Source organism: Chitinimonas sp. (assembly GCF_036568685.1).
Lineage (GTDB): Bacteria > Pseudomonadota > Gammaproteobacteria > Burkholderiales > Chitinimonadaceae > Chitinimonas.
This window is the reverse complement of sequence record NZ_DATCSC010000053.1, coordinates 1-21929: the sequence shown is the minus strand read 5'-3', so window position 1 is coordinate 21929 and position 21929 is coordinate 1. Positions and strand designations below refer to the sequence as shown.

Below are 21929 nucleotides of genomic sequence, written 5' to 3'. Positions count from 1 at the left end.
TGCTGGTGGGCACATCCATTTTGGCCTGGGCATGCTGATGCAGGACAAGCAGGGTATACGCAGCAGGCTCACGGCCGGCCCCTATGCCGAGACCGCCTTGGTACCCGCTTCGCCCTGGCTGGATGCGACGCCGCCGCCAGCGCCGAATGTGGCGGCCTGTATGCGCCCTGCCACCGAGCTGGCGGTGGGGCTTTCGGGTAGCGCCAACCGCCTGGCCGTGTGGCGGCAACAGGCAGGTCGTTGGCACTTCGAAGTTAGACCGCTACCCTTGGCTCCGCTGACGGTGGCGGCGGATACTACGGCCCTGGTGCTGTCTGGGGTGGACCGCCTGGGCAACGAGAGCCGGCGCCTTATGCTGAAGCCCTGTGACAGTGTAGCGGACGAGCGGGCGGCCGCCTTGCAGCTGATGGGTGGGGCGCCATAGCCGGCACCTTTTATCGCAAGGCTGCCCTCAAGGCGGCTGTGCCTTTATACTGCGCGGCGTTTTTCCCTTAGGCCGAAGCGGACACCATGCACTATTTCAAATCCCTTTCCTTCGCCAGCCCCCAGCCCGGGCCGCGCCTGATTGTGCTGGGTGCCGTCCACGGCAATGAGATCGCGGGCACCCAGGGCATCCTGCGGGTGATCGATGAGCTTGAGCGTGGGGTTTTCAAACTGGTGTCCGGCAGCGTGACCTTCGTGCCGATTACCAACCCGCTGGCTTATGAACTGGCCCGCCGTGCCGGTGACCGTAACCTCAACCGCAACCTCAACCCGACCGAGGCGCCGCAGGATTTTGAGGACCAGATCGCCAACTGGCTGTGCCCACTGCTGGCCCAGCACGATGTACTGCTGGACCTGCACTCCTTCCAGTCACCGGGCCGAGCTTTTGCCATGGTGGGACCGCTCAACAACGATGAAGCGCTGGAACCCTTCCATCATGCTCATCAAGAAGAGGCGCTGGCACTGCGGCTGGGCGTGGGCCGGGTGGTGGACGGTTGGCTCTCGACCTATGCCCGTGGTGTAGCACGCCGCAACCAGTCGCTGGCGGCCGACGCCAGCCGGGCCCAGCAGCTGACGGCCGACGCCCGCTACGGCGTGGGTACGACCGAATACATGCGCTCGGTGGGCGGCTATTCGCTCACCCTGGAGTGCGGCCAGCATGCCGACCCGCAGGCGCCGGAAGTGGCCTACCAGGCCATCCACAATACCCTGGCTCATCTGGGCTTGAGTGACCGGCCCGATCCGTCACCCGCTCAGGATGTGGAGGCGCTGCATCTCTACGAGGTGATCGACAAGGTGCACGTCGAGGATGCCTTCGTCCGGACCTGGGCGAGCTTCGATCGGCTCAAGCAGGGTGAGGTGATCGGTACCCGTCACAATGGCGAGGTGCTGGTGGCGGATTGTGACGGCTATATTGTCTTCCCCAACGCCAAGGCCGAGGCTGGCCACGAGTGGTTCTACCTGGCACGGGAGACCGACCGCTTTGCCAACGCAGCCTGAGGCTGCAGGCTGGTAAACAAAAAGCCACGCATTGCTGCGTGGCTTTTTGCTGGGGCGTGCCTGCGGGCAGGTATTCAAGTTTGGCGATGACAGTACAGGACAACACCAAAGGTATTGAATTCATGTACCCGGAGTCGGTAGGTGTAAGCCAGTGACAGTGAGTCCAGGTACAAAGGGATATCCAGCAGTTGTTCGGGCCGATGATACAAGGAAATGCACAGATTGGGCTGATACTGCCTGAGTGTCCGCTCAGCTCCCTTGAGGGCTTCCATCTCGGCGCCTTCCACGTCCATCTTGATCAGGTTGGGGGCGAAATGGCGCAGCGTCTGGTCAATGCTGGCGCACTGGATCAGGGTGTCGCCATCGCTCTGGATAGCGCTACCCATGGTGCCTGCGGCTGCAAACCGCAGTTGTACGTTTGACGACCATACCCCCAGCGGGAAGAGGCTGGTGGGTGCCTGGCCAAATGACTTTTGGCTGAGCAGCCCGAAATTGCCAGGGTCGGGTTCAAATGCGGCGAGCGCCTCGATTTCATAGCCCGCGGCCTGGAACTTCTCGATGCTGGTGCCGATGTGGGCACCGCAATCGATCAGCCGCAGTTTGTCAGCAAAGCGGGGCAGGTCCTCCGGAGTGTACTCATCGTAGAGGCTGGGATGGGGACAGGCTGCGATCTCACCATGCAGACGATAGTCCAAGATCGTTGCCAGCAGTGCCCTGCTCTTTCCATCCGCCAGCATCTTGCTGAATTGTGCGGCTTTTGCTGTCAACGCCGAGTAGTCGAATGCCGTATCCAGCCAATAGGACGTGAACTGAACGATAGGGAAGCGACGGACGAACTGAACCAGCGACAGGACCTCATGGAAGCCTTTGCTGATCAACTCATTGAACAGGGCCTGCAGATCCACATAGTGGTTATGCAGGCCAACTACGCAGCGATATTCGCCGCTGTTCTCTTGGGCCAGGAAGGTGTCGAGCGTCAGGACTCGGACATTGCGATAGTGGGTACCGCCTTTTTGTCTGTCCAGGATACAGGCCACCGCCATACCGCTATCAAGCATGGCGTCGACCAGGGCCTGGCCTGCTTGGCCCAAACCATAAACCACGAAGGGTAGGGAGGCTTGATTCAGCGTCATCTCCATCGAGCAAGCTCTACATGCAATGGGGGGAGGCTTGGGGCAGTGGCTGTTTACCAGATTCAGGCGTCCATGGCCCGCAGGTGGCGGCCAACCGACAGTAATGCGCCGAAAAAGCTCAATGCAATGACGACTGCCAAGGTCAACAGTAGGATGTCGGGTCCAGGCAGGGTGAGGGCAAAGCGCTCGCCGTACAAGGTGGCCAGCTCGTCCACCGGGCGGGTCAGGCGTTGCAGGCACAGGCCCACCAGCACGACACCCACTACGCTACCCAGAAGGCCCTGCAGGCCGGCGAAGTAGAGGAAGGGGCGGCGGATGAAGCTGTCGGTGGCGCCCATCAGCTTGCTGACCTCGATCTCTTCACGACGGGTCAGGATCTGCATGCGGATCAGGTTGGCGGTGACCAGCAGCAGACCGGCGCCAAACAGCGCCGCCACGGTGAGGGTGGTCTGGCGGCCCAGTTCGACGATGCTGGCCAGGCGGCGCGCCCAGGCCGAATCCAATTGGACGAACTCGATGGCTGGGTCCGCCTGCAGTCGCTTGGCGAGAGCGTCGAGCTGTTCGGGGCTGCTCTGCTTGAGCGTGAGGCTGAAGGCGTCGGGCAACGGGTTGCTGCCGAGGCCGGCGAGCAGCTCGCTCATGCCACTCGACTGCTCCAGATCATGCAAGGCCTGCTGTTTGCTGATCAGTTTAACGGCAGCGACCTCGGGCTGCTTTTCCAGCATGGTCTGAACCCGGTCGATCTCGATCGGGTTGGTATTGAGGCGCAAAAAGAGGCTGGCCTCGGGTTCGGTGTGCAGGCGGCCGGAGAGGTCGTTGAGGTTGCTCACCAGGGTGTAGAGGCCCAGGGGCAGGGCCACCGCGATACCGACCACCAAGAGGTTGAGGCCCGAGGCGAGCGGGTTGGCGGCAAACAGCTTGAGCGTGGAGCCGAGCGCGAGCCGGTGCAGGCGCAGCCAGTGTTTCATCGTCCGTGCTTCCTTATTGGGTGAACTGGCCTTTGGACAGGCGCAGGATGCGGCGACCGTAGTCGGCCATCAGGGTCTCGTCGTGGGCGGAGATCAGGATGGTGACACCGACCTGGTGGAAGCTCTTGAACAGCTCCATGATGTCGAGCGCGTAGGCGCGGTCCAGGTTGCCGGTCGGCTCGTCCGCCAGCAGGATGGACGGGCGATGCACTACGGCGCGGGCGATGCACAGGCGTTGCTGCTCGCCACCCGAGAGCGAGATGGGATTCATCTTCTCGCGCCCCAGTAGACCCACCTTGTCGAGCGCGGCACGGGCGCGGCGGGCGGCCTCGCGGCGGTCGTAGCCGACAATGTCGAGCGGCAGCATCACATTGTCGAATACGGTGCGGTCGAACAGGATCTTGTGGTCCTGGAAGATCAGGCCGATATGGCGCCGCACGAAGGGGATGGCGCCGCGGCGGATGGCCGCCAGGTTCTGGCCATTGACCACCACCGAGCCTGAAGTGGGCTTGTCGATACCGGCGATCAGCTTGAGCAGGGTGGACTTGCCGGCGCCGGAGTGGCCGGCCAGGAAGACCAGCTCACCGGTTTCGATCTGGAAGCTGAGGTTCTTGAGTGCCTCGAAGCCGCCGGGGTAACGTTTGCTCACTTGGTTGAACTGGATCATGGCTCGGTCAGTTTTCTATCCACGCGTGGCTAGTCGTCAGTATCGGCGGCATTCACTGCGAATTACCGCGCTTTAGGGCGAGAGTTTAATCGATGCGGTAGCGCGCGACCTGACGGATTTGATGACTTGCGGTATCTGACTTATTCCCAATACTTTTCTATTGCCTTTGTCGTCTGGAGGATATGGCGAATACGTGCGCGGCTCAGCACGGTATTGGGCAGTAGAGCGGGTTGCTTCTCTTCCGGGTCTTCGTGCAGATTGACCAGCAGGGCAGGATCCTTGTCGTAGTAATAGGCCAGCATGCTTGTCTCGTCGCGGAGCGAGGCACAGCGCCGAGGCCCCCAGCAATGGCTGAGTACGCTGTCGTGCCCTCTGGAAAGCAGGCTTTTTCCAGGTAACACACCCTGCCAGCTAGCACCCTGCAGTGCTAATACGGTCGGCACGATGTCGATGTGCTGGCGTAAACCGGTTATCTCACCACCCGCAGGATAGCGAGCGGGGTAATGGATCAACAGGGGGATCTGGGTAACTTCGGCATAGGGGATACCGTTATGCGTGAAGGTGCCATGCTCGCCAAAAGCCTCTCCGTGGTCACCGGTAATGATGACCATGGTGTTCTCCAGTAGACCGGACTTCCTCAGTCGGTCGATGAAAATCCCCACGAGCTGATCGGTGTAGCGAATGGTCTGCTCGTAGCGTTTCAGCTCCTCCTGCGGGTCCTGTCCCGGCTCTGCTCGTTGGATGGTTGGCTGCGCTGTGGTGGACGGTAGTTGGTAGGGATGGTGGGTTACCGAGGTCAGCATGGTCAGGAGGAAAGGCTTTTCCTGCTTTTGCATCCAGTGCAGTGCGGGCTCGATCAGCGCGCGGTCATCCATGCCCAGATAGCCAACCTTGGCGTATGACCCTTCGCTGAAGTCTTCTTGAGCCAGGCTACTTTCGTAGCCCATGTTTGCTACGAGGTCACTGCGCTGCTCAAAGTTGCCAGGGGCAGATTGAAGGAACAGGCTGGCATACCCTTGTTGCCGTAGTAGCTTGGCGAGACAGCTTGGCTTCATGCCGCTGGCGCGCGCCTCGACCGCCCTGAACTTCGGGTTCGGGTACATGCCACAAAGAATGCCAACCAAGGCCTTGGAAGTGTGGTCCGTAGTTGTAAAGGCCTGGGTCGCGTGTAGAGAGATGCCGGACAGGGCATCAAGGTTCGGTGTCAGCGATTGTGCAGGCCTACTGTGGGGGCCTACGGAGCGGGCGCGGGTGGATTCCAGTATCAGGATGATGATGTTGGGGGTATTTTGCAGCGACGTGATTTGAGGTGTCTGGTAGATCTGCGTGGTGATCAGTGTATCGCCGCCGTGCTCTAGGGAAGGACGATAGAGTGCATCCTGCAGGATGGTGGCGACATGACCGGTCTTGTTGCCCACTTCGTTGGCTACAAGGGAGTGGGTCCAAGGGTAGCTCGTAAAGGGAGCGATCAGCAGTGTGAGCAGCAAGGGCAAGGCGAGCAAGGATCTGACGCTGTAGGCCCGGACTTTTTGGACTGAGGCTGCGACAGCTGCGAACAGCAAGGCGACAAATGCAGCCCTGACTGGCTCCATGCTCACCTTGGTGGTGGCCATCTTTTCCGCGTGGGCGAGATCGGCGAAACCATATTCCAGCAGACCCAGGCTGAGGGTGCTGCCAGTCATCTCCCAGAGGCAGTGTGAGGTGAGCAGCAGGGCAAACGCCGCCAGAGGAGGAAGGAGGGCAACCACCAGCCCCAGGAATCGAGCTGGCTTTCCCACAGGGATGAGCTTCCTTAGTCCGAGATAGCCGGGCAATGAGAGCGTCAGGAATATCAGAAGGTCAAAAAACAACCCCAGGGTTTCCGGTTTGGGTAATTGCCGGATTTGTGCGGTGAAGACTTCCTGTAGATGTATCTGTATTGCGGCGGCAAGCAGACCGAACAGCACGTATTCAACGGCCGTCGGCTTCGTTCCAAAAAAGCGCATGGATATATTTTTTCGACAATTTATTCACTGCTCTCCACTGCAGACTCTTTTGGCCTTGTGGTGGGAGCTTCCTCATCCGGTTTGCTACCGAGTTATTTTTTACTGCTGGGCGCATGACCGCCCATTACTACTTGATGAACATATGCGATCTGCTGAATGGCTAAACCTATAAACGTTGTGCTACTTATGCCCAGGTTTTACTGGGGTTTTTTGTACCGTGTGGTGACACTATCACCTGAGGCGGCCTGAGCCGCCTGATGCAGTGACTATTCGATAAGGGCGTCGACGTAATCCTTGGCTTCGAAGGGGCGCAGGTCGTCGATGCCTTCGCCGACGCCGATAAAGCGTAGCGGGATGGCTTTCTGCTTGGCGATGCCGGCGATGACGCCGCCCTTGGCGGTGCCGTCGAGTTTGGTCAGCACAAGGCCGGTCAGGCCCAGTGCGTCGTCGAAGGCCTTGACCTGCTGCAGGGCGTTTTGACCGGTGTTGGCGTCGAGCACCAGCAGGACTTCGTGTGGGCCGCTAGCGTCGGCCTTGGCGATCACGCGCTTGACCTTGGCGATCTCGTCCATCAGGTGAAGCTGGGTGGGCAGGCGGCCGGCGGTGTCGGCCAGCACGATGTCGATGCCGCGCGCCTTGGCGGCGTTGATGGCGTCGAAGCAGACGGCTGCCGAGTCGCCGCCGTCCTGGGCGATCACGGTGACGTTGTTGCGCTCACCCCAGGCCACCAGCTGTTCGCGGGCGGCGGCACGGAAAGTGTCGCCGGCGGCCAGCAGCACGCTCTTGCCCTGGCTCTGGAAGTATTTGGCCAGCTTGCCGATGCTGGTGGTCTTGCCGGCACCGTTGACGCCGGCCACCATGATGATGAAGGGCTTGTGGCCTTCGATCGCCAAGGGACGTTCCAGCGGCGCGATCAGGTCGGTCAGGGCGCCCTTGAGCGCGCCACGCAGCTCGCTGGCATCCTTGAGGCCGGCGAGGGTGACGCGCTGGCGCACGTCCTTGAGCAGATGGGTGGTGGCATCCACGCCCATATCGGCTGTCAGCAGTACGGTTTCGAGCTCTTCGTACAAGTCCTCGTCGATCTGGCCGCCACCGAACAGCGCCGCCAGCTCTTTGCCGAGCTTGTCGCGGGTCTTGGCGAGGCCGGCCTTGAGCTTGTACTGCCAGACTTCCTTGGAGGCCTGGGCAACATCCTTGGCGAGCACGCCGACGTCGGTGTTGAGAACCTTCCAGAGCTTGGCGCCCCAGCCGGCTTGCTGGTCTTGCGGGGTTTGATTGTCAGACATGCGCTTGAATCTATAGGGAAAACCGGCGGCGCCGGTGAGTTGGGGTAGGATTCTAGCCTTTCCCTCCCTGTGCCCCAAGCGCTGCGCTATATTCGGCACAGGATTTTGCCCCCGGCCGGCCCGCCCCGGCGGGCTGGTGGCCTTGCCTGGCGCCCTCGCCGGCCTTCTTTGCCCTTGATTCTGCCATGCCCAAGATTGCTCCCAAGACCAACCAGGCCCTGCGTGGCCGCAACCAGTTGCGCATCATCGGTGGTGAGTATCGCCGCCGTATCCTGCCGTTTCCGGATGGTGACGGGCTGCGGCCGACTACCGACCGGGTGCGCGAGACCTTGTTCAACTGGCTGGGCCAGGAGCTGCATGGCCAGTCCTGCCTGGACCTGTTTGCCGGCAGTGGTGCGCTGGGTTTCGAAGCGGCCTCGCGCGGCGCGGCGCGGGTGGTGATGGTCGAGCTGGCAAGGCCTGCCTTGCAGGCCTTGCGCGACAACAGCCGTCTTCTGGGCGCGACGGTGGTGGAGGTGGTACAGGCCGATGCCTTGAGCTGGCTGGGGCGTTGCAGTGAACAATTCGATGTGGTCTTTCTCGACCCGCCCTTTGCCTCTGACCTGCTGCCGCGGGTACTGGCGGTGCTGGCGCCATGCCTTGCGCCGGGCGCGCGGGTCTATATCGAGTCGGCCCAGTGGCCGGAACTCCCCGGCTGGCGGGTGTTACGGCAGGGCAAGGCTGGGGTCGCCCACTATGGCCTCCTGGAGATGGAGCCAGTAGGCTGAAGCTTTACCCTCCCCGAGCACCCTCATGCGCCGTCTGAGCCCGACCCTCTCCTTCGCCGCCCTGGCGGGGCTATCCCTGCCGGTATTGGCGGCCGATGGCGTGCCGACCAGCCAGCATTTTCTGTGGTTGTTGCTCCTGCTTCTGTTGGCGCGGCTTTCCAGCCTGGTGGAGCGCTTGGGTCAACCGGCCGTGCTGGGCGAGCTGGCGATAGGCATCTTGCTGGGAAACCTGGCGCTCTTGGGCTGGGGCGGGCTGGAAGCGCTCAAGCACGATGCCGTCCTGCACTTCCTGGCCGAGCTTGGCGTGGTGGTGCTGTTGTTCCAGATTGGTTTGGAGTCGGACCTGGGCGCCATGCGCCAGGTGGGCCTGCGGGCCTTTCTGGTGGCGGTGGTTGGGGTGGTGCTGCCCTTTCTGCTCGGCACCTGGCTGGTGGGGCCACTCTTGATGCCACAGGCCTCCTTCCTGGCCCATCTTTTCCTTGGCGCCGCGCTGACCGCGACCTCGGTCGGCATTACCGGCCGGGTCTTCCAGGATGCGGGTCGCTTGCAAAGCGCCGAAGCGCGCATCGTGCTCGGTGCGGCGGTGATCGACGATGTGCTGGGGTTGATCATCCTGGCCGTGGTCTCGGCCATTGCCCAGACTGGTGGGGTGGGGTTGGCTGACATTGTGCTGATCTCGGCCAAGGCGCTGGGCTTTCTCCTGGGGGCGGTGGTGCTGGGCCAGTGGTTGGCGCCGCGGGTATCGGCTCTGCTGGCGCAGGTGCACCCGGGGCCGGCCATGCAGTTCACCGTGCTGCTGACCTTCTGCCTGGGCTTTGCCTACCTGGCCGCCCTGGTGGGGCTGGCGCCCATTGTCGGGGCCTTTGCTGCCGGTTTGATCCTGGAGCCGGCCTGTATGAAGGGCTTTGCGCCCGATCCCATGCACGTGACCCTGCGTAATGCACTGGAACCGGTCGAGCCGACTGCGCGTCAGGGTCTGCAGGCGCTGCTGGAGGGGGAGAACCGGCACCGGCTGCAGCGACTGATGGAGCCTGTGGGCTACCTCTTGGTGCCCTTGTTCTTTGTGCTGACCGGCATGCAGGTGGGGCTGGCTGCCTTTGCCGACCTGCATACCGTGTTGATTGCGCTGGCGGTGACCGTGGCGGCGGTGCTGGGCAAGATTGCCGCCGGTCTTGTGGCCGGACCGGTGGATCGCTGGCTGGTGGGCTGGGGCATGGTGCCGCGTGGCGAGGTAGGGCTGATCTTTGCCGCCATAGGCCGGCAGCTGGGCGTGGTATCGGCCGAGCTCTACTCGGTGATCGTGGTGGTGATCGTGCTGACTACCCTGGTGACGCCGCCGGTGTTGGCGCTGCTCCTGCGGCGCCGCGCCGCTATAAGCGCCGAATAACTGGTTCTGACGATGGCCCGGCGTCTTGGGCATACTGCGCTATCCCCAAATGACAGGAGCTGCGTGATGTTCAAGGTCAATGAGTACTTCGACGGCAAGGTCAAATCCCTGGCCTTTGGCATGGCCGAAGGGCCGGCCACGGTGGGCGTGATGGCGCCGGGCGAGTATGAGTTCGGTACTGCCCAGGCCGAGGTGATGCAGGTGATCGCCGGTGCGCTGACGGTACGCCTGCCGGGCGAAGCCGAATGGCAGACCTTTGCGGCCGGTAGCCGCTTCAACGTGCCAGGCAACAGCAAATTCCAGCTCAAGGTGGCGGTGGATACCGCTTACCTGTGTGAGTACAGGTAACGCGCCGTGGCTTGAGATGCCAAAACAAAACACCCGGTGACCCGGGCGTTTTGTTTTGCAGCGTGACTTTACTTGGCCGGCGCGGCGGGCGGGGCGCCCAGTGGTACCTGCCAGGGCAGGGGGATGTCCTTGCCATTGACGGTCAGGTGACCACCCTTCCACTGTGCCGTGCTGCTCAGGATGTCGCCATCGGCACGGATCAGGTTCTGTTCGGTCAGCTTGCGGATCTGGCTTTCCATCAGGTTACGGGCCAGGTTGTCGAGTTCCTCGGCATCCGGACGTTCGCCTTCTTCGGTATCGACCGCGATCATGCCGCGTGCCTGCCACAGCACATAGGTCTCGATGACCTGCTTGGGCACGCGCAGGTCGGCATTGGCCTGCAGCTTTTCCAGGAGCTTGAGCGGGTTGTCGAGGTCCTTGTCCTCGAAGCCCTTCAGGCCCAGGTCGGCCTTGAGGGCGACTTCGCCTTCGGGCAGCTTGATCGACAGTTGCTTGATCGACAGCGAAGGATCGTTGCGCAGGAGCGGCAGGCCCTCCTTGCGGAATACGGCGAACATCTTGCTGGCCTGCTCGCTGGGGTCGGCTACTTCGCGCTGGATCTTGGTCACGGCCTGGCTGAGCTTGGCCAGGGTGGGACCATGCAGGTGGTTGGCGGCTACCGAGAGCTTGGCGGGACCATAGGTCTTGCCGTTCAGCACCAGGCTTTGCAGGCCGATATCGCCGCTGGAATTGATGAAGTCACCTTCGGCGCCGGTCTTGACCAGGTAGCTGAGGTTGTCGAGCTTGGCGTCGATTACGCGCTCGCCCTCGGTCTGCTTGAAGGCGGCCGAGGCCAGGGTCAGCTTGCCGTCACCCAGCATGATGCCGGCGGCGCCGCGGGCATTGTGCGATTCAAAGCGCAGGTCCTTGATGTCCAGCGTGCCCTTGGGTCCTGCCTCGAAGTGCAGGCCCGGCGCCGCGGCCAGGATGTCGACCTTGTTGAAGTCGCCACTGTAGGCGATGGAGGCATCCAGCCCTTGCCAGACCGTCTTGACCTTGGCCAGGGTCTCTTCATAGGTGAAGCCCGGCACCTTGACCGTGAACACGCCATCGTCGTTGAACTGGATGCGGTTCTCCAACTGCAGCGGCTTCTGGTCGCCGAACATCTTCTTCAGCAGCGCCTGGGTCTCGGGCGTGAATTCGATGTCGGTGGTGACGACCGCCTTGAGCGGGCTCAGATTGCCTTGGGCCAGCAGCGGGAAGGGACCGTGCTTGATGGTCTGGGTGTAGCTCAGCTCAAGCTTTACCTTGCCCAGCTCTTCGAGCTTGAGCATCTGGTAGGGCTTGAGCAGGTTGGGCGCCAGCGCGATGGTGGTGCGCTCGGTGGAGCTGAACACGCCGCGCTGGTAGTCCCGCGACTTGACTGCGAAGTAGGGCAGGTCGGCCAGCAGCTGGTGCTGCTTGCCGAGCGTGACCTCGGCCTGTTTACCGGCCCACCAGCTGGCACCGGTGTAGGCGATGGCGAGAGCGCCGATGACGGCGCCGGCGATGAGCGGAATCTTCTGCTTGGAGGTCACGTGTATGCGGGCCTAGGCGGGTTGGATTCAGGATTTAGATATTGCGGGCCAGCTCGGTGGCGCGGCCGATATAGCTGGCCGGGGTCAGTTCGAGCAGGCGCTGCTTTTCGGCCTCGGGGATGGCCAGGGTCTTGATGAAGGCGTGCAGGCTGTCGCGGTTGATGCCGGCCTTGCCGCGGGTCAGGTCCTTGAGCTGCTCGTAGGCATTGGGCACGGCGTAACGGCGCATCACGGTCTGGATGGGCTCGGCCAGCACTTCCCAGTTGGCATCGAGGTCGCGGGCCATGGCGTCCGGGTTGGCTTCGAGCTTGTCGAGGCCCTTGATGGCCGAGGCGTAGCCCAGGAGGGCATAGCCCAGCGCCACGCCCATATTGCGCAGCACGGTAGAGTCGGTCAGATCGCGCTGCCAGCGCGAAATCGGCAGCTTCTGGCTCAGGTGGGTCAGCAGTGCGTTCGCGAGACCGAGATTGCCCTCGGAGTTCTCGAAGTCGATCGGGTTGACCTTGTGCGGCATGGTGGAGCTGCCGACTTCGCCTTCCTTGACCTTCTGCTTGAAGAAGCCCAGCGAGATATAACCCCAGATGTCGCGGTTCATGTCGATGAGGATGGTGTTGACGCGCGCGAAGTCGTCATACAGCTCGCTCATGTAATCATGCGGCTCGATCTGGATGGTGTAGGGGTTGAAGTGGATGCCCAGCGATTCGACAAAGCGCTGCGCGAACACTGGCCAATCGACATTGGGGTAGGCCGACAGGTGGGCGTTGTAGTTGCCGACCGCACCGTTGATCTTGCCCAGGAGTTCGACCTCGGCAATGCGCTGGTACTGGCGCTGTAGGCGGTAGGCGATATTGGCCAATTCCTTGCCCATGGTGCTGGGCGTGGCGGGCTGGCCGTGGGTGCGCGACATCATGGGCTTGTCGGCCAGGGCGTGCGCATGGTTGCGCAGGCGCTCGATGATGCCGGCGAGGCTGGGTAGCAGCACGTCACGGCCGGCCTTGAGCATCAGGGCGTGCGACAGGTTGTTGATGTCTTCCGAGGTGCAGGCGAAGTGCAGGAACTCGGTGACCGGGCCGATCTCGGGGTTGCCCGAGAGACGTTCCTTGAGCCAGTACTCGACCGCCTTGACGTCGTGGTTGGTACGGCTCTCGATGGCCTTGACCGCTTCGGCATGGGCTTCGGAGAACTGGGCCACGACTTCGTCGAGCTCGGCGATGGTGGCCGGCGAGAAGGCCGGTACTTCGCTGATGGCGGGCTCGGCGGCCAGGGCCTTGAGCCATTCCACTTCCACCTTCACCCGGTACTTGATCAGCGCATATTCGCTGAAGCAGTCGCGCAGGGCGTTGACTTGCTTATTGTAACGGCCGTCGAGCGGGGAGAGGGCGGTAAGCGTGGAGAGCGTCATGATGCAAAAAGTCCAATCAAAACAAGCGCGAGATTCTAGCACGGTAGCCTAGCGCACCGCGCTGTGACAGCAAAAAAGCCGGCTGGTGCTCTGCGGTAATTTGACCGAAGGACGGTGGAGGTTAGTTATTGGACAGCAAAACAAATGCTTAGCGGCGAGCGGGGTTGGGACGCAGGCGTGGTACTCAGCGAGCGATACGGCGCAATGCCCTCCGGGGATTGCGCCTTACTTGGAGCCGCTCGAGCTGTACAGCATAGAAGCGCTCAGCTAACCGCCCGGCAAAGCCGGGCGCTAACCGACATATGAGGGCCGAGCGTACCTTCGCTTTTATATCCCCACTCCCTCCGCCCTCGCCTAAGGCGAGGGAACCTCGCTGGCGCTCGTCAGTGTCTTGACTAAGAGTCTGCGTATTCGCGACGGTCGATACGGCGCAATGCCCTTCGGGGATTGCGCCCTACGGTGCAGCGCACCGACATAGTTCATCGAAGCCACAAACGAGCGTCAGCGAGGCTCCCTCGCGGAGCGAGGGTGGGAAGTGAGATCAATAAAGCGAAGCGCGTCTGAACATCATATGCAGCAAAAACGCCCGGCTGTGCCGGGCGGTGAGCTGAACGTGCAGCGGTCTATTGACCTCAGTCGGTGATCCTCAGTGAGGCTCCCTCGCGGCGGCGAGGGCGGGGGGAGTGGAGTCAATAAAGCGAAGCGCGTGTGAACATCGATTGCCGGTTAGGGCCCGGCTCAGCCGGGCGATGAGCCGACAGCTCAGCAATCACAAATCTAAATCCATGATCACAACTGCACCATTTCCAGATTCTTGAGGCTGCGGCCCAGAAAGCGCTCTCCCACGGTCTGGAAGCGCAGTGGGATGTCGGTGACGTAATAGCGGTAGGTGGCCTCGCCGCGTTGCGGGTTGGCAATGCCGAGTTCATTGAGGGTGGCGGCGACCTGTTCGGCAACGCTGACGGCGGAATCGACCAGCTTCACGTCCTTGCTGACCTCATCGCTCAGGAGTGGCTTGAGCAAGGGGTAGTGGGTGCAGCCGAGTACCAGGGTGTCGATATTCTCGGCCAGTACCGGCTTGAGGTATTCCTGCACCGTCATGCGGGTGACCGGGTGATCCAGCCAGCCCTCCTCGACCAAGGGGACCAGCAGGGGGCAGGCTTGCGAATAGACCCGGGCGTCGGCGTTGAGGGTATGGACGCCACGGGCGTAGGCATTGCTGTTGACCGTGGTAGGGGTGGCGATCACGCCGATAGCGCCGTTGCGCGTGACCGCCACGGCATTGCGGGCGCCGGCGTCGATCACGTCGATGACCGGGACCGAGACGCGGGCGCGGATCTTTTGCGCCGCCACGGCCGAGATGGTGTTGCAGGCGATCACCAGCAGCTTCACCTCCTGCTGCATCAGGAAGTCGACAATCTGCTGCGAGAACTGTTCGATGGTCGCGACCGATTTGACACCGTAGGGCACGCGGGCGGTATCGCCGAGGTAGACGATGTCCTCAAAGGGCAGCCGCTCCATCAGGGCGCGGGTGACGGTCAGGCCGCCGATGCCGGAATCGAAGACGCCGATGGGGCGGGAAGCGAGGGAGGAGGACATGGCGCTGCGGCTCTGGATGACTAGACCGCGATTCTACGTCAGCGCCGCTCTTCCATCAGCGCCAGTGTGTTGCCTTCGCTATCGGCATAGAAGCCCATCCAGAGTTCATGGTCCGGCATGTGGGCGATCAGATGGGGCTCTCCCTGTACTGCCACCTTGGCGGCAAGCAGGCGGGTGTGCTGGCTGGCGAGGTCGTCCACCTGGTAATAGAGTACCGAGGCTGGCCAGCCGCGGGTACCTTCCGGGCGTGACAGCATCAGGCGCACACCGCCGCAGTCGAAGAAGGCGAGGCCGGGCGGCGCCGTGAATAGCAGCGGCAGGCCCAGTACGTCGCGGTAGAAGGCGGTGGCGCGTGCTACATCGTGCACCGGCAGGGCGATCTGGCCCAGGCGTAGGGTGGTCATGGCGGCAGGATCTGAAGGCTGACCCTGCAGTATAGGACTAGCCTGCCGCATGGCGCTGCAGGGCCCAGGCCACGTGCTCACGCACCAAGGGCGAGGCATCGTCGCGGCGGCTTGCCAGTGCGGCAATGATGGCCGGGCTGCTGGGAGCGTTGCCCAGGCCAACGGCGATATTGCGCAGCCAGCGCTCGTAGCCGATGCGGTAGATGGCGGTCCCGGCGAGACGGCTTTGGAAGTCTGCTTCGCTCCAGGCAAAGAGGTTGGCCAGGCTGGCGTCGTCCAGGCCATTGCGGACCTGGAAGTCGGCTTCGCGGCTGTCCACCGCAAAGCGGTTCCAGGGGCAGAACAACTGGCAGTCGTCACAGCCGTAGACGCGGTTGCCGATCAGCGGGCGCAGGTCTTCGGGGATGCTGCCCTTGAGCTCGATGGTCAGGTAGGACACGCAGCGACGGGCATCGACCTGGTAGGGGGCGACGATGGCGCCGGTAGGGCAGACATCCAGGCATTTGCGACAGCGACCGCAGTGCTCCTGTGGCAGCGGAGGGTCTATGGGCAATGGCAGGTCGGTGAAGAGTTCGCCCAGGAAGAAAAAGGAGCCGTGCTCGCGGTTGAGCAGCAGCGTGTGCTTGCCGCGCCAGCCTAGCCCGGCACGGGCGGCGGCCTCAACTTCCATGACCGGGGCGGAGTCGACAAAGGCGCGGTAGGCGAATTGGCCGGCGGCGGCAACGATGCGATCTGCCAGTTTCTGTAGGCGATTGCGCAATACCTTGTGATAATCGCGCCCCAGCGCGTAGCGCGAGATAAAGGCTGCCGTACCGTCGGCCAGTACCGCTTCGCTATCACGGGCGGCCGGCGGGCGGTAGTTCATGCGTACCGAGATGATGCGGCGCACGCCGGGGACCAGTTCCTTGGGACGGGCGCGCTTGCTGCCGTGGCTCGCCATATAATCCATCTCGCCGTGGTAGCCTGCGGCGAGCCAGGCCTCGAGATTGCGCTCGGCTGCGTCGCCCAGGTCGGCGTCGCCGATGACCGCCGCGTCGAATCCCAGCTCCGTGGCCCAGCGTTTGATATCGCCTGCCAGAGCCGTCCAGTCCCGTTCAACACCAGAATCCATCGCGCCATGCATAGCCAAGATCATACCCTGACTGCCTATCTGCCGGACGAAGCAGCCACCCTGGCCATGGGTGAGATGCTGGCGCAGGCCGTGCGTGGCGGGCTGACGGTCTATCTGCAGGGTGACCTGGGCGCCGGCAAGACCACGCTGACGCGCGGACTGTTGCGTGGTTTGGGCTATACGGGACGGGTGAAGAGCCCGACCTATACCCTGGTTGAACCTTATACAGTTTCTAACTTATACTTCCATCACTTTGATTTATATAGGTTTGCCGACCCGCTGGAATGGGAAGATGCTGGTTTCCGGGATATGTTCAACCCGGACAGCGTCTGCCTGGTGGAATGGCCGGACAAGGCGGAGGGCCTGTTGCCCGCGCCGGACTGGCGCATCAGCCTGGAACCCGAAGCGGAAGGACGCGCTTTCCAGCTCGTCGCCGGCACACCTCACGGAGCCGCATGTCTCGCCATCTTGACCGCTTCCGCCCCGACCCCGCCCGCCGCCTGATGCTACAGGGGGCGGTGGCGACGCTGCTGATCGGGGTCGCGCCCCGTGCCCTTGCCGGTAGCGCCGTGGTCGCAGTCCGTGTCTGGCCCGCCAAGGCCTATACGCGCATTACCCTGGAATCGACCGCCCCGCTCAAGTTCAACCAGTTCATGGTGCCGGACCCGGATCGCCTGGTGGTGGATCTGGAGGGGGCCGACTGGGGCAAGGAATTGTCGGAGATCGCCGGCCGCATCGGCACCGAGGACCCCTATGTCAAGCAGCTGCGCGCCGGCCGCTACAAACCGGGTACGGTACGCGTGGTGCTGGATCTGAAGGCCGAGGTCAAGCCGCAGGTCTTTACCCTGGAGCCCTTTGGTGAATACCAGCACCGGCTGGTGATCGACCTCTACCCAGCCAAGCCGGACGATCCGCTGCTGGCCCTGCTGGACGACGGCAAGGGCCAGCCCGCCACCAAGGCGGACAAGGGCGACAAGACGGATAAGCCTGAAGCCAAGGCCGACAGGCAGGCCAAGGCCAGCCAGGAGACCGTGGACAAGGACAAGCTGGACGTGAGCCGGCTGGTTACGGTGGCGATCGACCCCGGCCATGGCGGAGAGGACCCTGGCGCCGTTGGCAAGGGTGGTACCTACGAAAAGCATGTGACGCTGGCGATCGGCAAGAAGCTCAAGGCCTTGATCGACAAGCAGCCCAATATGCGGGCGGTGCTGACCCGTGACGACGACTATTTCGTGCCCTTGGGGCAGCGGGTGGTGAAGGCGCGCAAGGTGGGGGCGGACCTGTTCATGTCCATCCATGCCGATGCCTTTGTGAAACCCGATGCACGTGGTTCCTCGGTATTTACCTTGAGCGAGAGCGGCGCGACCAGCACCGCGGCCAAATGGCTGGCGCAGACGCAGAACGATTCAGACTTGATCGGCGGAGTGAAGATCAATGTGCGTGATCCGCATCTGGCGCAAACGCTGCTGGACCTGACCCAGACCGCCACCATCAACGACAGCGTGAAGCTGGGCAAGGCCATGCTGTCGGAGATTGGCGAAGTCAACCGACTGCATCGCGGCCAGGTGGAGCAGGCGGCCTTTGCGGTGCTGAAGGCACCGGATATTCCGTCCATCCTGGTGGAGACGGCGTTTATCTCCAACCCGGAAGAAGAAAAGAAGCTGGCCGACGAGAGTTACCAGGACAAGATGGCGGATGCGCTCCTGAGCGGGCTCAAGCGCTACCTGGCCAAGAACCCGCCCTTGGCGCGCAACAAGCTGGCTTGAGCACAAGGAGGCTCCCAGCAGCCCCACTTTCGTCGCAATACGGCGCTGCGCGCGGAAAATTTCTCCGCACATATCAAAACATATGCGGCGTCGAAATTTTCCACTCGCGCCTTGTCTTGCTTAGAAATTGAGGCTGCCGGAAGCCTCCTTATTCCGGCGCGGGGTGTAGATCACCCCGCAAGGCCTTGGCGACCGTATCGGTCAGGCGGGCGGCGGTAAAGGGTTTGACGATAAAACCGCTGGCGCCTAGCACCAGCGCGGATTGCACCCTCGCCAGGGTGGCCTGGCCACTGACCATGATGACGCGGGGTGGTTCGCGCAGTTGCATCAGCCGGCCAAGCACGTCGATGCCGTCGCTGCCTGGCAGCTGGATATCCAGCAGTACTACGTCCGGCCGCTTGTCCTGGCAGCCTTTGAAGCCTTCCTCACCATTGACTGCGCTGCCGGCATAGCTATAGCCGGCGTCGGACAGAATGCCGCGTATCAGTGAGCGCAGCACGCTGTCGTCGTCGATGACGAAGAAGCTGTAGGACTTATCCTCCGTCATTGCCTCCTCCAGAGTGAGTCCGGGCCGGCTGGTATACTGTGTCACCCTTCCGCCGTGCCCTGCCATGTCCCGTATCCGTCAACTGCCCGACCACCTCGTCAACCAGATCGCCGCCGGTGAGGTGGTGGAGCGCCCAGCCTCTGCCCTCAAGGAGCTGCTGGAAAACAGCCTGGACGCGGGGGCAACCGTCATCAGCGTAGACTTGGCCGAGGGGGGATGCAAACTGATACGGGTGGTCGACGATGGCGGCGGCATAGACCGCGCGGAGTTGACACTGGCGCTGAGCCGGCATGCCACCAGCAAGATCGCCAGTCTGGAAGACCTGCAGCGGGTGCGCAGCCTGGGCTTCCGTGGTGAGGGGCTGGCCAGCATCGCTTCGGTCTCGCAGCTGATATTGAGCAGCCGGCTGGCGGGCAGCGAGCAGGCCTGGCGGGTGGCGGCGGACAACGGCAGCATCCACGAGGCCGAGCCGGCAGCGTTGGCGGCCGGTACCACGGTGGAAGTCCGTGATCTGTATTTCAATGTGCCTGCCCGGCGCAAGTTCCTGAAAACGCCGGGGACCGAATACGCGCACTGTGAAGATGTATTCAAGCGGGTGGCGCTGTCCCGCCCCGACCTGACCCTGACCCTGAGCCATAATGGCAAGGTGCAGTGGCGGCTCAAGGCGGAGAGCCCCGCCGAGCGCATGCGCGCGGTGCTGGGCAACGAGTTTGCCGACACCATGCTGAGCCTGGAGCAGTCGGCTGGCAGCCTGCGCATCCATGGCTATGCCGGTTCACCAACGCTGTCGCGCTCCAGCCGCGATGGCCAGTTCGTATTCGTGAACGGTCGCTTTGTGCGCGACAAGGTGGTGCTGCACGCGGTGCGGCAGGCCTACCAGGATGTGCTGCACCTCGATAGGCAGCCACTCTATGTGCTGTTTATCGAACTCGATCCGGAAGCGGTGGATGTAAACGTCCACCCGACCAAGACCGAGGTGCGCTTTCGCGAATCGCAGGCCTTACACCGCTTTTTGTTCCACTCCTTGCACAAGGCCCTGGCGGAGACCCGCGCCGGGGCGCTACCGGTTGTTGGCGAGCAGGCCGAGCTATCGACCCAGCCGCAACAGGTGGCCAGCCCCTTGGCTTACGCGCCGAGCTTCCAGCAGCTACGCATGCCCTTGGCCAGCAATGAGCGACCCAGCCAGGATTTTTACGGCACCTTGTTCGGCGGTCTGCGTGAGACGGCGCGTGCCGAGGCGCCGCCGGCCTGGGTGCCTCCGCCTGCTTTTGACGCCGGTGGCACCGGGGCGGCCAGCGGTTTGATTGACCGGCTGCCGGCGCCGCGTGCCTTGCCGGCGGATGAACCGGACTTCCCACCCTTGGGCTTTGCCTTGGCACAGCTGCACGGCGTGTATGTGCTGGCGCAGGCGCGGGATGGCTTGATCGTGGTCGATATGCACGCGGCACACGAGCGGGTGGTGTACGAGAAGCTCAAGAACAGCCTCGATCAGGATGATATGCCGACCCAGCCACTCTTGATCCCACTGGCCTTCCCGGCCGACCGGCTGGACGTGGCCACGGTGGAGGAACATGGTGACATGCTGGTGCGCATTGGCTTTGAGATGGCGGTGATGGGCCCCAATCAGCTGGCGGTGCGGGCCATCCCCATGCTGCTGAGCGATGCCGACCCGGTGGAGCTGGCGCGTACCGTGCTGGCTGATATCCGCGAAGTGGGGGCAACCCGGGTACTGACCGAGCGACGCGACCAGCTTTTGGCCAGCATGGCCTGCCATGGTGCGGTGCGGGCCAATCGCAGCCTGACCCTGCCGGAAATGAACGCCCTGCTGCGCGAAATGGAGGCGACCGAGCGTTCCGGCCAGTGCAACCATGGCCGGCCCACCTGGTTCCAGCTGGGCATGCACGACCTCGACAAGCTCTTTATGCGGGGGCAGTGATGGGCCTCGTTTTGCTGGTGAAGCTGCTGGCTGCGCCGATGATGATCGCGCTGGCCAGCCTGGCCGGTAAACGCTGGGGGCCCGGAGTGGCCGGCTTGCTGGGTGGCTTGCCCCTGGTTGGCGCACCGGTGGTGATCAGCCTGTGGCTGAGCCGGGGCAGTGGCTACGCTGCCGAGGTGGCGCTGTCGGCCCCGGTCGGGGTGTGGGCCAATATTGCTTATATGTTGGCGGTGGGCTATGCCAGCGCCTGGTTCCGTTGGCCGCTGGCCATTCTGTCTGGTTGGCTGGTCTATGTAGCCGTGGCGCTGCTGCTGCACTGGGCCGGTGTGGCGCATTCGTTGGGCCTGGGTCTTTTGGTACTGCCGAGCTTGTGGCTGGCTGCGGCGCGCGGTCTGCCCAAGCCAGCTGCCGCACCACTTGCCGTGCACCTGCCGAGGGTAGAGATAATGACTCGCATGGCCGCCGCCGCGGCCTTGGTGCTATCGCTGACCGGTGTTTCGGCCCTGCTTGGGCCTAGCCTGACCGGCCTCTTTACCGGTGCGCCGATTGCCGCCACGGTGATTCCGGCCTTTACCTATGCCGGCGCAGGGCGGGACGCGCTGCTGCTGGTACTGCGGGGCTTCTTGATCGGCTTGATGGGTTTTGTGGTGTTCTTCTACGTACTGGGCTACGGCATTCCGCTCTTGGGCGTCATGGCCTGGGGGCCTGCGCTGCTGACTGGTCTGGGCGTGGGTTTTGGCGCGGCGCGTTTGGCGCGGAGGCAGGCATGAGCGGCTTGCCCAGGGCCATCTTCCTGATGGGGCCGACGGCCAGCGGCAAGACCGCTTTGGCGGTGGAGCTGGCGCAGCGCCTACCGGTGGAACTGATCTCGGTCGATTCGGCCCTGGTCTACCGCGACATGGACATTGGTACCGCCAAGCCCGATGCCGCCACCTTGGCGCTGGCACCACACCATCTGATCGACATCATCGATCCGACCGAGACTTATTCGGCCGCCCGCTTCCGTGCAGATGCGCTGGCGCTGATGGCGGATATCTGTGCCCGCGGCCGGGTGCCGCTGCTGGTGGGCGGTACCATGCTCTACTTCAAGGCGCTGGAAGAAGGCCTGCACGAATTGCCCTCGGCCGAGCCCGCCATACGGCAGCAACTGGAGGCAGATGCCTTGCGCCTAGGCTGGCCGGCCATGCATGCCCGGCTGGTGCAGCTGGACCCCCCCACGGCACAACGGCTCAACCCCAATGACAGCCAACGGGTGGGGCGCGCACTGGAGATCGTGCTGGCGACCGGCAAGCCCATGTCGGCCTGGCTGGCCGAGCAGACCAGCGAGCCCCTGCCTTACCGGTTGACCAAGCTGGCCATCCTGCCGCCCGATCGGGCGGTGCTGCATGAGCGCATTGCCTTGCGCTTTGCGGAGATGCTGGCGAACGGATTCGTCGACGAGGTGGTGGCGCTACGCCGCCACTATGAGCTCGACCCGGACATGCCGTCCATGCGCTGCGTGGGCTACCGACAGGCCTGGCAGTACCTGGAGGGCGAGATCGACCTCGCCGGGCTGCGCGACACCGGCATCTATGCTACCCGCCAG

At 63.1% G+C, this 21929-nt stretch carries 21 protein-coding genes; 10 read left to right on the top strand and 11 right to left on the bottom strand.

Annotated features, from left to right (window positions below; genetic code table 11):
- Both VIM95_RS08900 and VIM95_RS08895 read left to right on the top strand, forming a co-directional pair.
- A partial coding sequence (locus VIM95_RS08900; protein WP_331984745.1) for a hypothetical protein occupies nt 1-424 on the top strand: 424 nt, incomplete at its 5' end.
- An 86-nt stretch (nt 425-510) separates the two neighbouring features.
- Nucleotides 511-1482: a succinylglutamate desuccinylase/aspartoacylase domain-containing protein gene (locus VIM95_RS08895; RefSeq protein WP_331984743.1), complete on the top strand. Its 972-nt coding sequence runs from the start codon at nt 511-513 to the stop codon at nt 1480-1482.
- Between the two features lie 74 nt (nt 1483-1556).
- Here VIM95_RS08895 and VIM95_RS08890 read toward each other — a convergent pair whose 3' ends face one another.
- The 5 genes from VIM95_RS08890 to ftsY all read right to left on the bottom strand — a co-directional run bounded on the left by VIM95_RS08890 (nt 1557) and on the right by ftsY (nt 7521).
- Entirely contained in the window at nt 1557-2621 is a 1065-nt protein-coding gene (locus VIM95_RS08890) for an FkbM family methyltransferase (RefSeq protein WP_331984741.1), read from the bottom strand.
- A gap of 56 nt (nt 2622-2677) precedes the next feature.
- Nucleotides 2678-3583, bottom strand: a complete 906-nt coding sequence (ftsX, locus tag VIM95_RS08885) for a permease-like cell division protein FtsX (RefSeq protein ID WP_331984739.1) — start codon at nt 3581-3583, stop codon at nt 2678-2680.
- A gap of 13 nt (nt 3584-3596) precedes the next feature.
- A complete protein-coding gene (ftsE, locus tag VIM95_RS08880) occupies nt 3597-4250 on the bottom strand; it encodes a cell division ATP-binding protein FtsE (RefSeq protein ID WP_331984737.1) in 654 nt (217 codons plus the stop codon).
- 140 nt (nt 4251-4390) lie between these two features.
- Nucleotides 4391-6235 (bottom strand): LTA synthase family protein, encoded by a 1845-nt coding sequence (locus VIM95_RS08875; RefSeq protein WP_331984735.1) that lies wholly within the window; start codon nt 6233-6235, stop codon nt 4391-4393.
- A 266-nt stretch (nt 6236-6501) separates the two neighbouring features.
- On the bottom strand, nt 6502-7521 hold the full coding sequence (ftsY, locus tag VIM95_RS08870; RefSeq protein ID WP_331984733.1) for a signal recognition particle-docking protein FtsY: 1020 nt from the start codon (nt 7519-7521) through the stop codon (nt 6502-6504).
- A gap of 185 nt (nt 7522-7706) precedes the next feature.
- Here ftsY and rsmD point away from each other — a divergent pair, with 185 nt between their 5' ends.
- The 3 genes from rsmD (at nt 7707) to VIM95_RS08855 (ending at nt 10023) form a co-directional block, all read left to right on the top strand.
- A complete protein-coding gene (gene rsmD, locus VIM95_RS08865) occupies nt 7707-8288 on the top strand; it encodes a 16S rRNA (guanine(966)-N(2))-methyltransferase RsmD (RefSeq protein ID WP_331984731.1) in 582 nt (193 codons plus the stop codon).
- 25 nt (nt 8289-8313) lie between these two features.
- Complete coding sequence (locus VIM95_RS08860; RefSeq protein WP_331984729.1) at nt 8314-9675, top strand: cation:proton antiporter; 1362 nt, start codon at nt 8314-8316, stop codon at nt 9673-9675.
- A gap of 66 nt (nt 9676-9741) precedes the next feature.
- Nucleotides 9742-10023 carry a pyrimidine/purine nucleoside phosphorylase gene (locus tag VIM95_RS08855; protein WP_331984727.1) on the top strand — a complete coding sequence of 94 codons (282 nt, stop codon included), beginning with the start codon at nt 9742-9744 and terminating at the stop codon, nt 10021-10023.
- 68 nt (nt 10024-10091) lie between these two features.
- Here the strand turns inward: VIM95_RS08855 and VIM95_RS08850 are convergent, their stop codons facing one another.
- From VIM95_RS08850 to queG, 5 genes are all read right to left on the bottom strand, one after another.
- On the bottom strand, nt 10092-11579 hold the full coding sequence (locus VIM95_RS08850; protein WP_331984725.1) for a YdgA family protein: 1488 nt from the start codon (nt 11577-11579) through the stop codon (nt 10092-10094).
- A 34-nt stretch (nt 11580-11613) separates the two neighbouring features.
- The gene (purB, locus tag VIM95_RS08845) at nt 11614-12981 is read right to left on the bottom strand and encodes an adenylosuccinate lyase (RefSeq protein WP_331984723.1); all 1368 of its coding nucleotides are present in this window, start codon (nt 12979-12981) and stop codon (nt 11614-11616) included.
- A 789-nt stretch (nt 12982-13770) separates the two neighbouring features.
- Nucleotides 13771-14580, bottom strand: coding sequence for a glutamate racemase (gene murI, locus VIM95_RS08840; RefSeq protein WP_331984721.1), 810 nt, complete (start codon nt 14578-14580; stop codon nt 13771-13773).
- A 38-nt stretch (nt 14581-14618) separates the two neighbouring features.
- Nucleotides 14619-14984 (bottom strand): VOC family protein, encoded by a 366-nt coding sequence (locus VIM95_RS08835; protein ID WP_331984719.1) that lies wholly within the window; start codon nt 14982-14984, stop codon nt 14619-14621.
- A gap of 37 nt (nt 14985-15021) precedes the next feature.
- Nucleotides 15022-16095, bottom strand: a complete 1074-nt coding sequence (gene queG / locus VIM95_RS08830; RefSeq protein WP_331984717.1) for a tRNA epoxyqueuosine(34) reductase QueG — start codon at nt 16093-16095, stop codon at nt 15022-15024.
- A gap of 6 nt (nt 16096-16101) precedes the next feature.
- Between queG and tsaE the strand changes: the two genes are divergently transcribed.
- On the top strand, nt 16102-16599 hold the full coding sequence (gene tsaE / locus VIM95_RS08825) for a tRNA (adenosine(37)-N6)-threonylcarbamoyltransferase complex ATPase subunit type 1 TsaE (protein ID WP_331984715.1): 498 nt from the start codon (nt 16102-16104) through the stop codon (nt 16597-16599).
- Nucleotides 16551-17861, top strand: coding sequence for an N-acetylmuramoyl-L-alanine amidase (locus VIM95_RS08820; protein WP_331984713.1), 1311 nt, complete (start codon nt 16551-16553; stop codon nt 17859-17861). The genes tsaE and VIM95_RS08820 overlap by 49 nt, the downstream gene beginning before the upstream one ends.
- Before the next feature lie 148 nt (nt 17862-18009).
- On the opposite strand, the gene VIM95_RS08815 is transcribed toward VIM95_RS08820, so the two are convergent.
- On the bottom strand, nt 18010-18408 hold the full coding sequence (locus tag VIM95_RS08815; RefSeq protein ID WP_331984711.1) for a response regulator: 399 nt from the start codon (nt 18406-18408) through the stop codon (nt 18010-18012).
- Between the two features lie 64 nt (nt 18409-18472).
- On the opposite strand from VIM95_RS08815, the gene mutL reads away from it, so the two are divergent.
- The 3 genes from mutL to miaA all read left to right on the top strand — a co-directional run.
- Nucleotides 18473-20344, top strand: coding sequence for a DNA mismatch repair endonuclease MutL (gene mutL / locus VIM95_RS08810; protein WP_331984709.1), 1872 nt, complete (start codon nt 18473-18475; stop codon nt 20342-20344).
- Nucleotides 20341-21114 (top strand): hypothetical protein, encoded by a 774-nt coding sequence (locus VIM95_RS08805; protein WP_331984707.1) that lies wholly within the window; start codon nt 20341-20343, stop codon nt 21112-21114. The genes mutL and VIM95_RS08805 overlap by 4 nt, the downstream gene beginning before the upstream one ends.
- Nucleotides 21111-21929: tRNA (adenosine(37)-N6)-dimethylallyltransferase MiaA (miaA, locus tag VIM95_RS08800; protein WP_331984705.1), on the top strand; the 819-nt coding region annotated here is incomplete at its 3' end. The genes VIM95_RS08805 and miaA, both read left to right, overlap by 4 nt.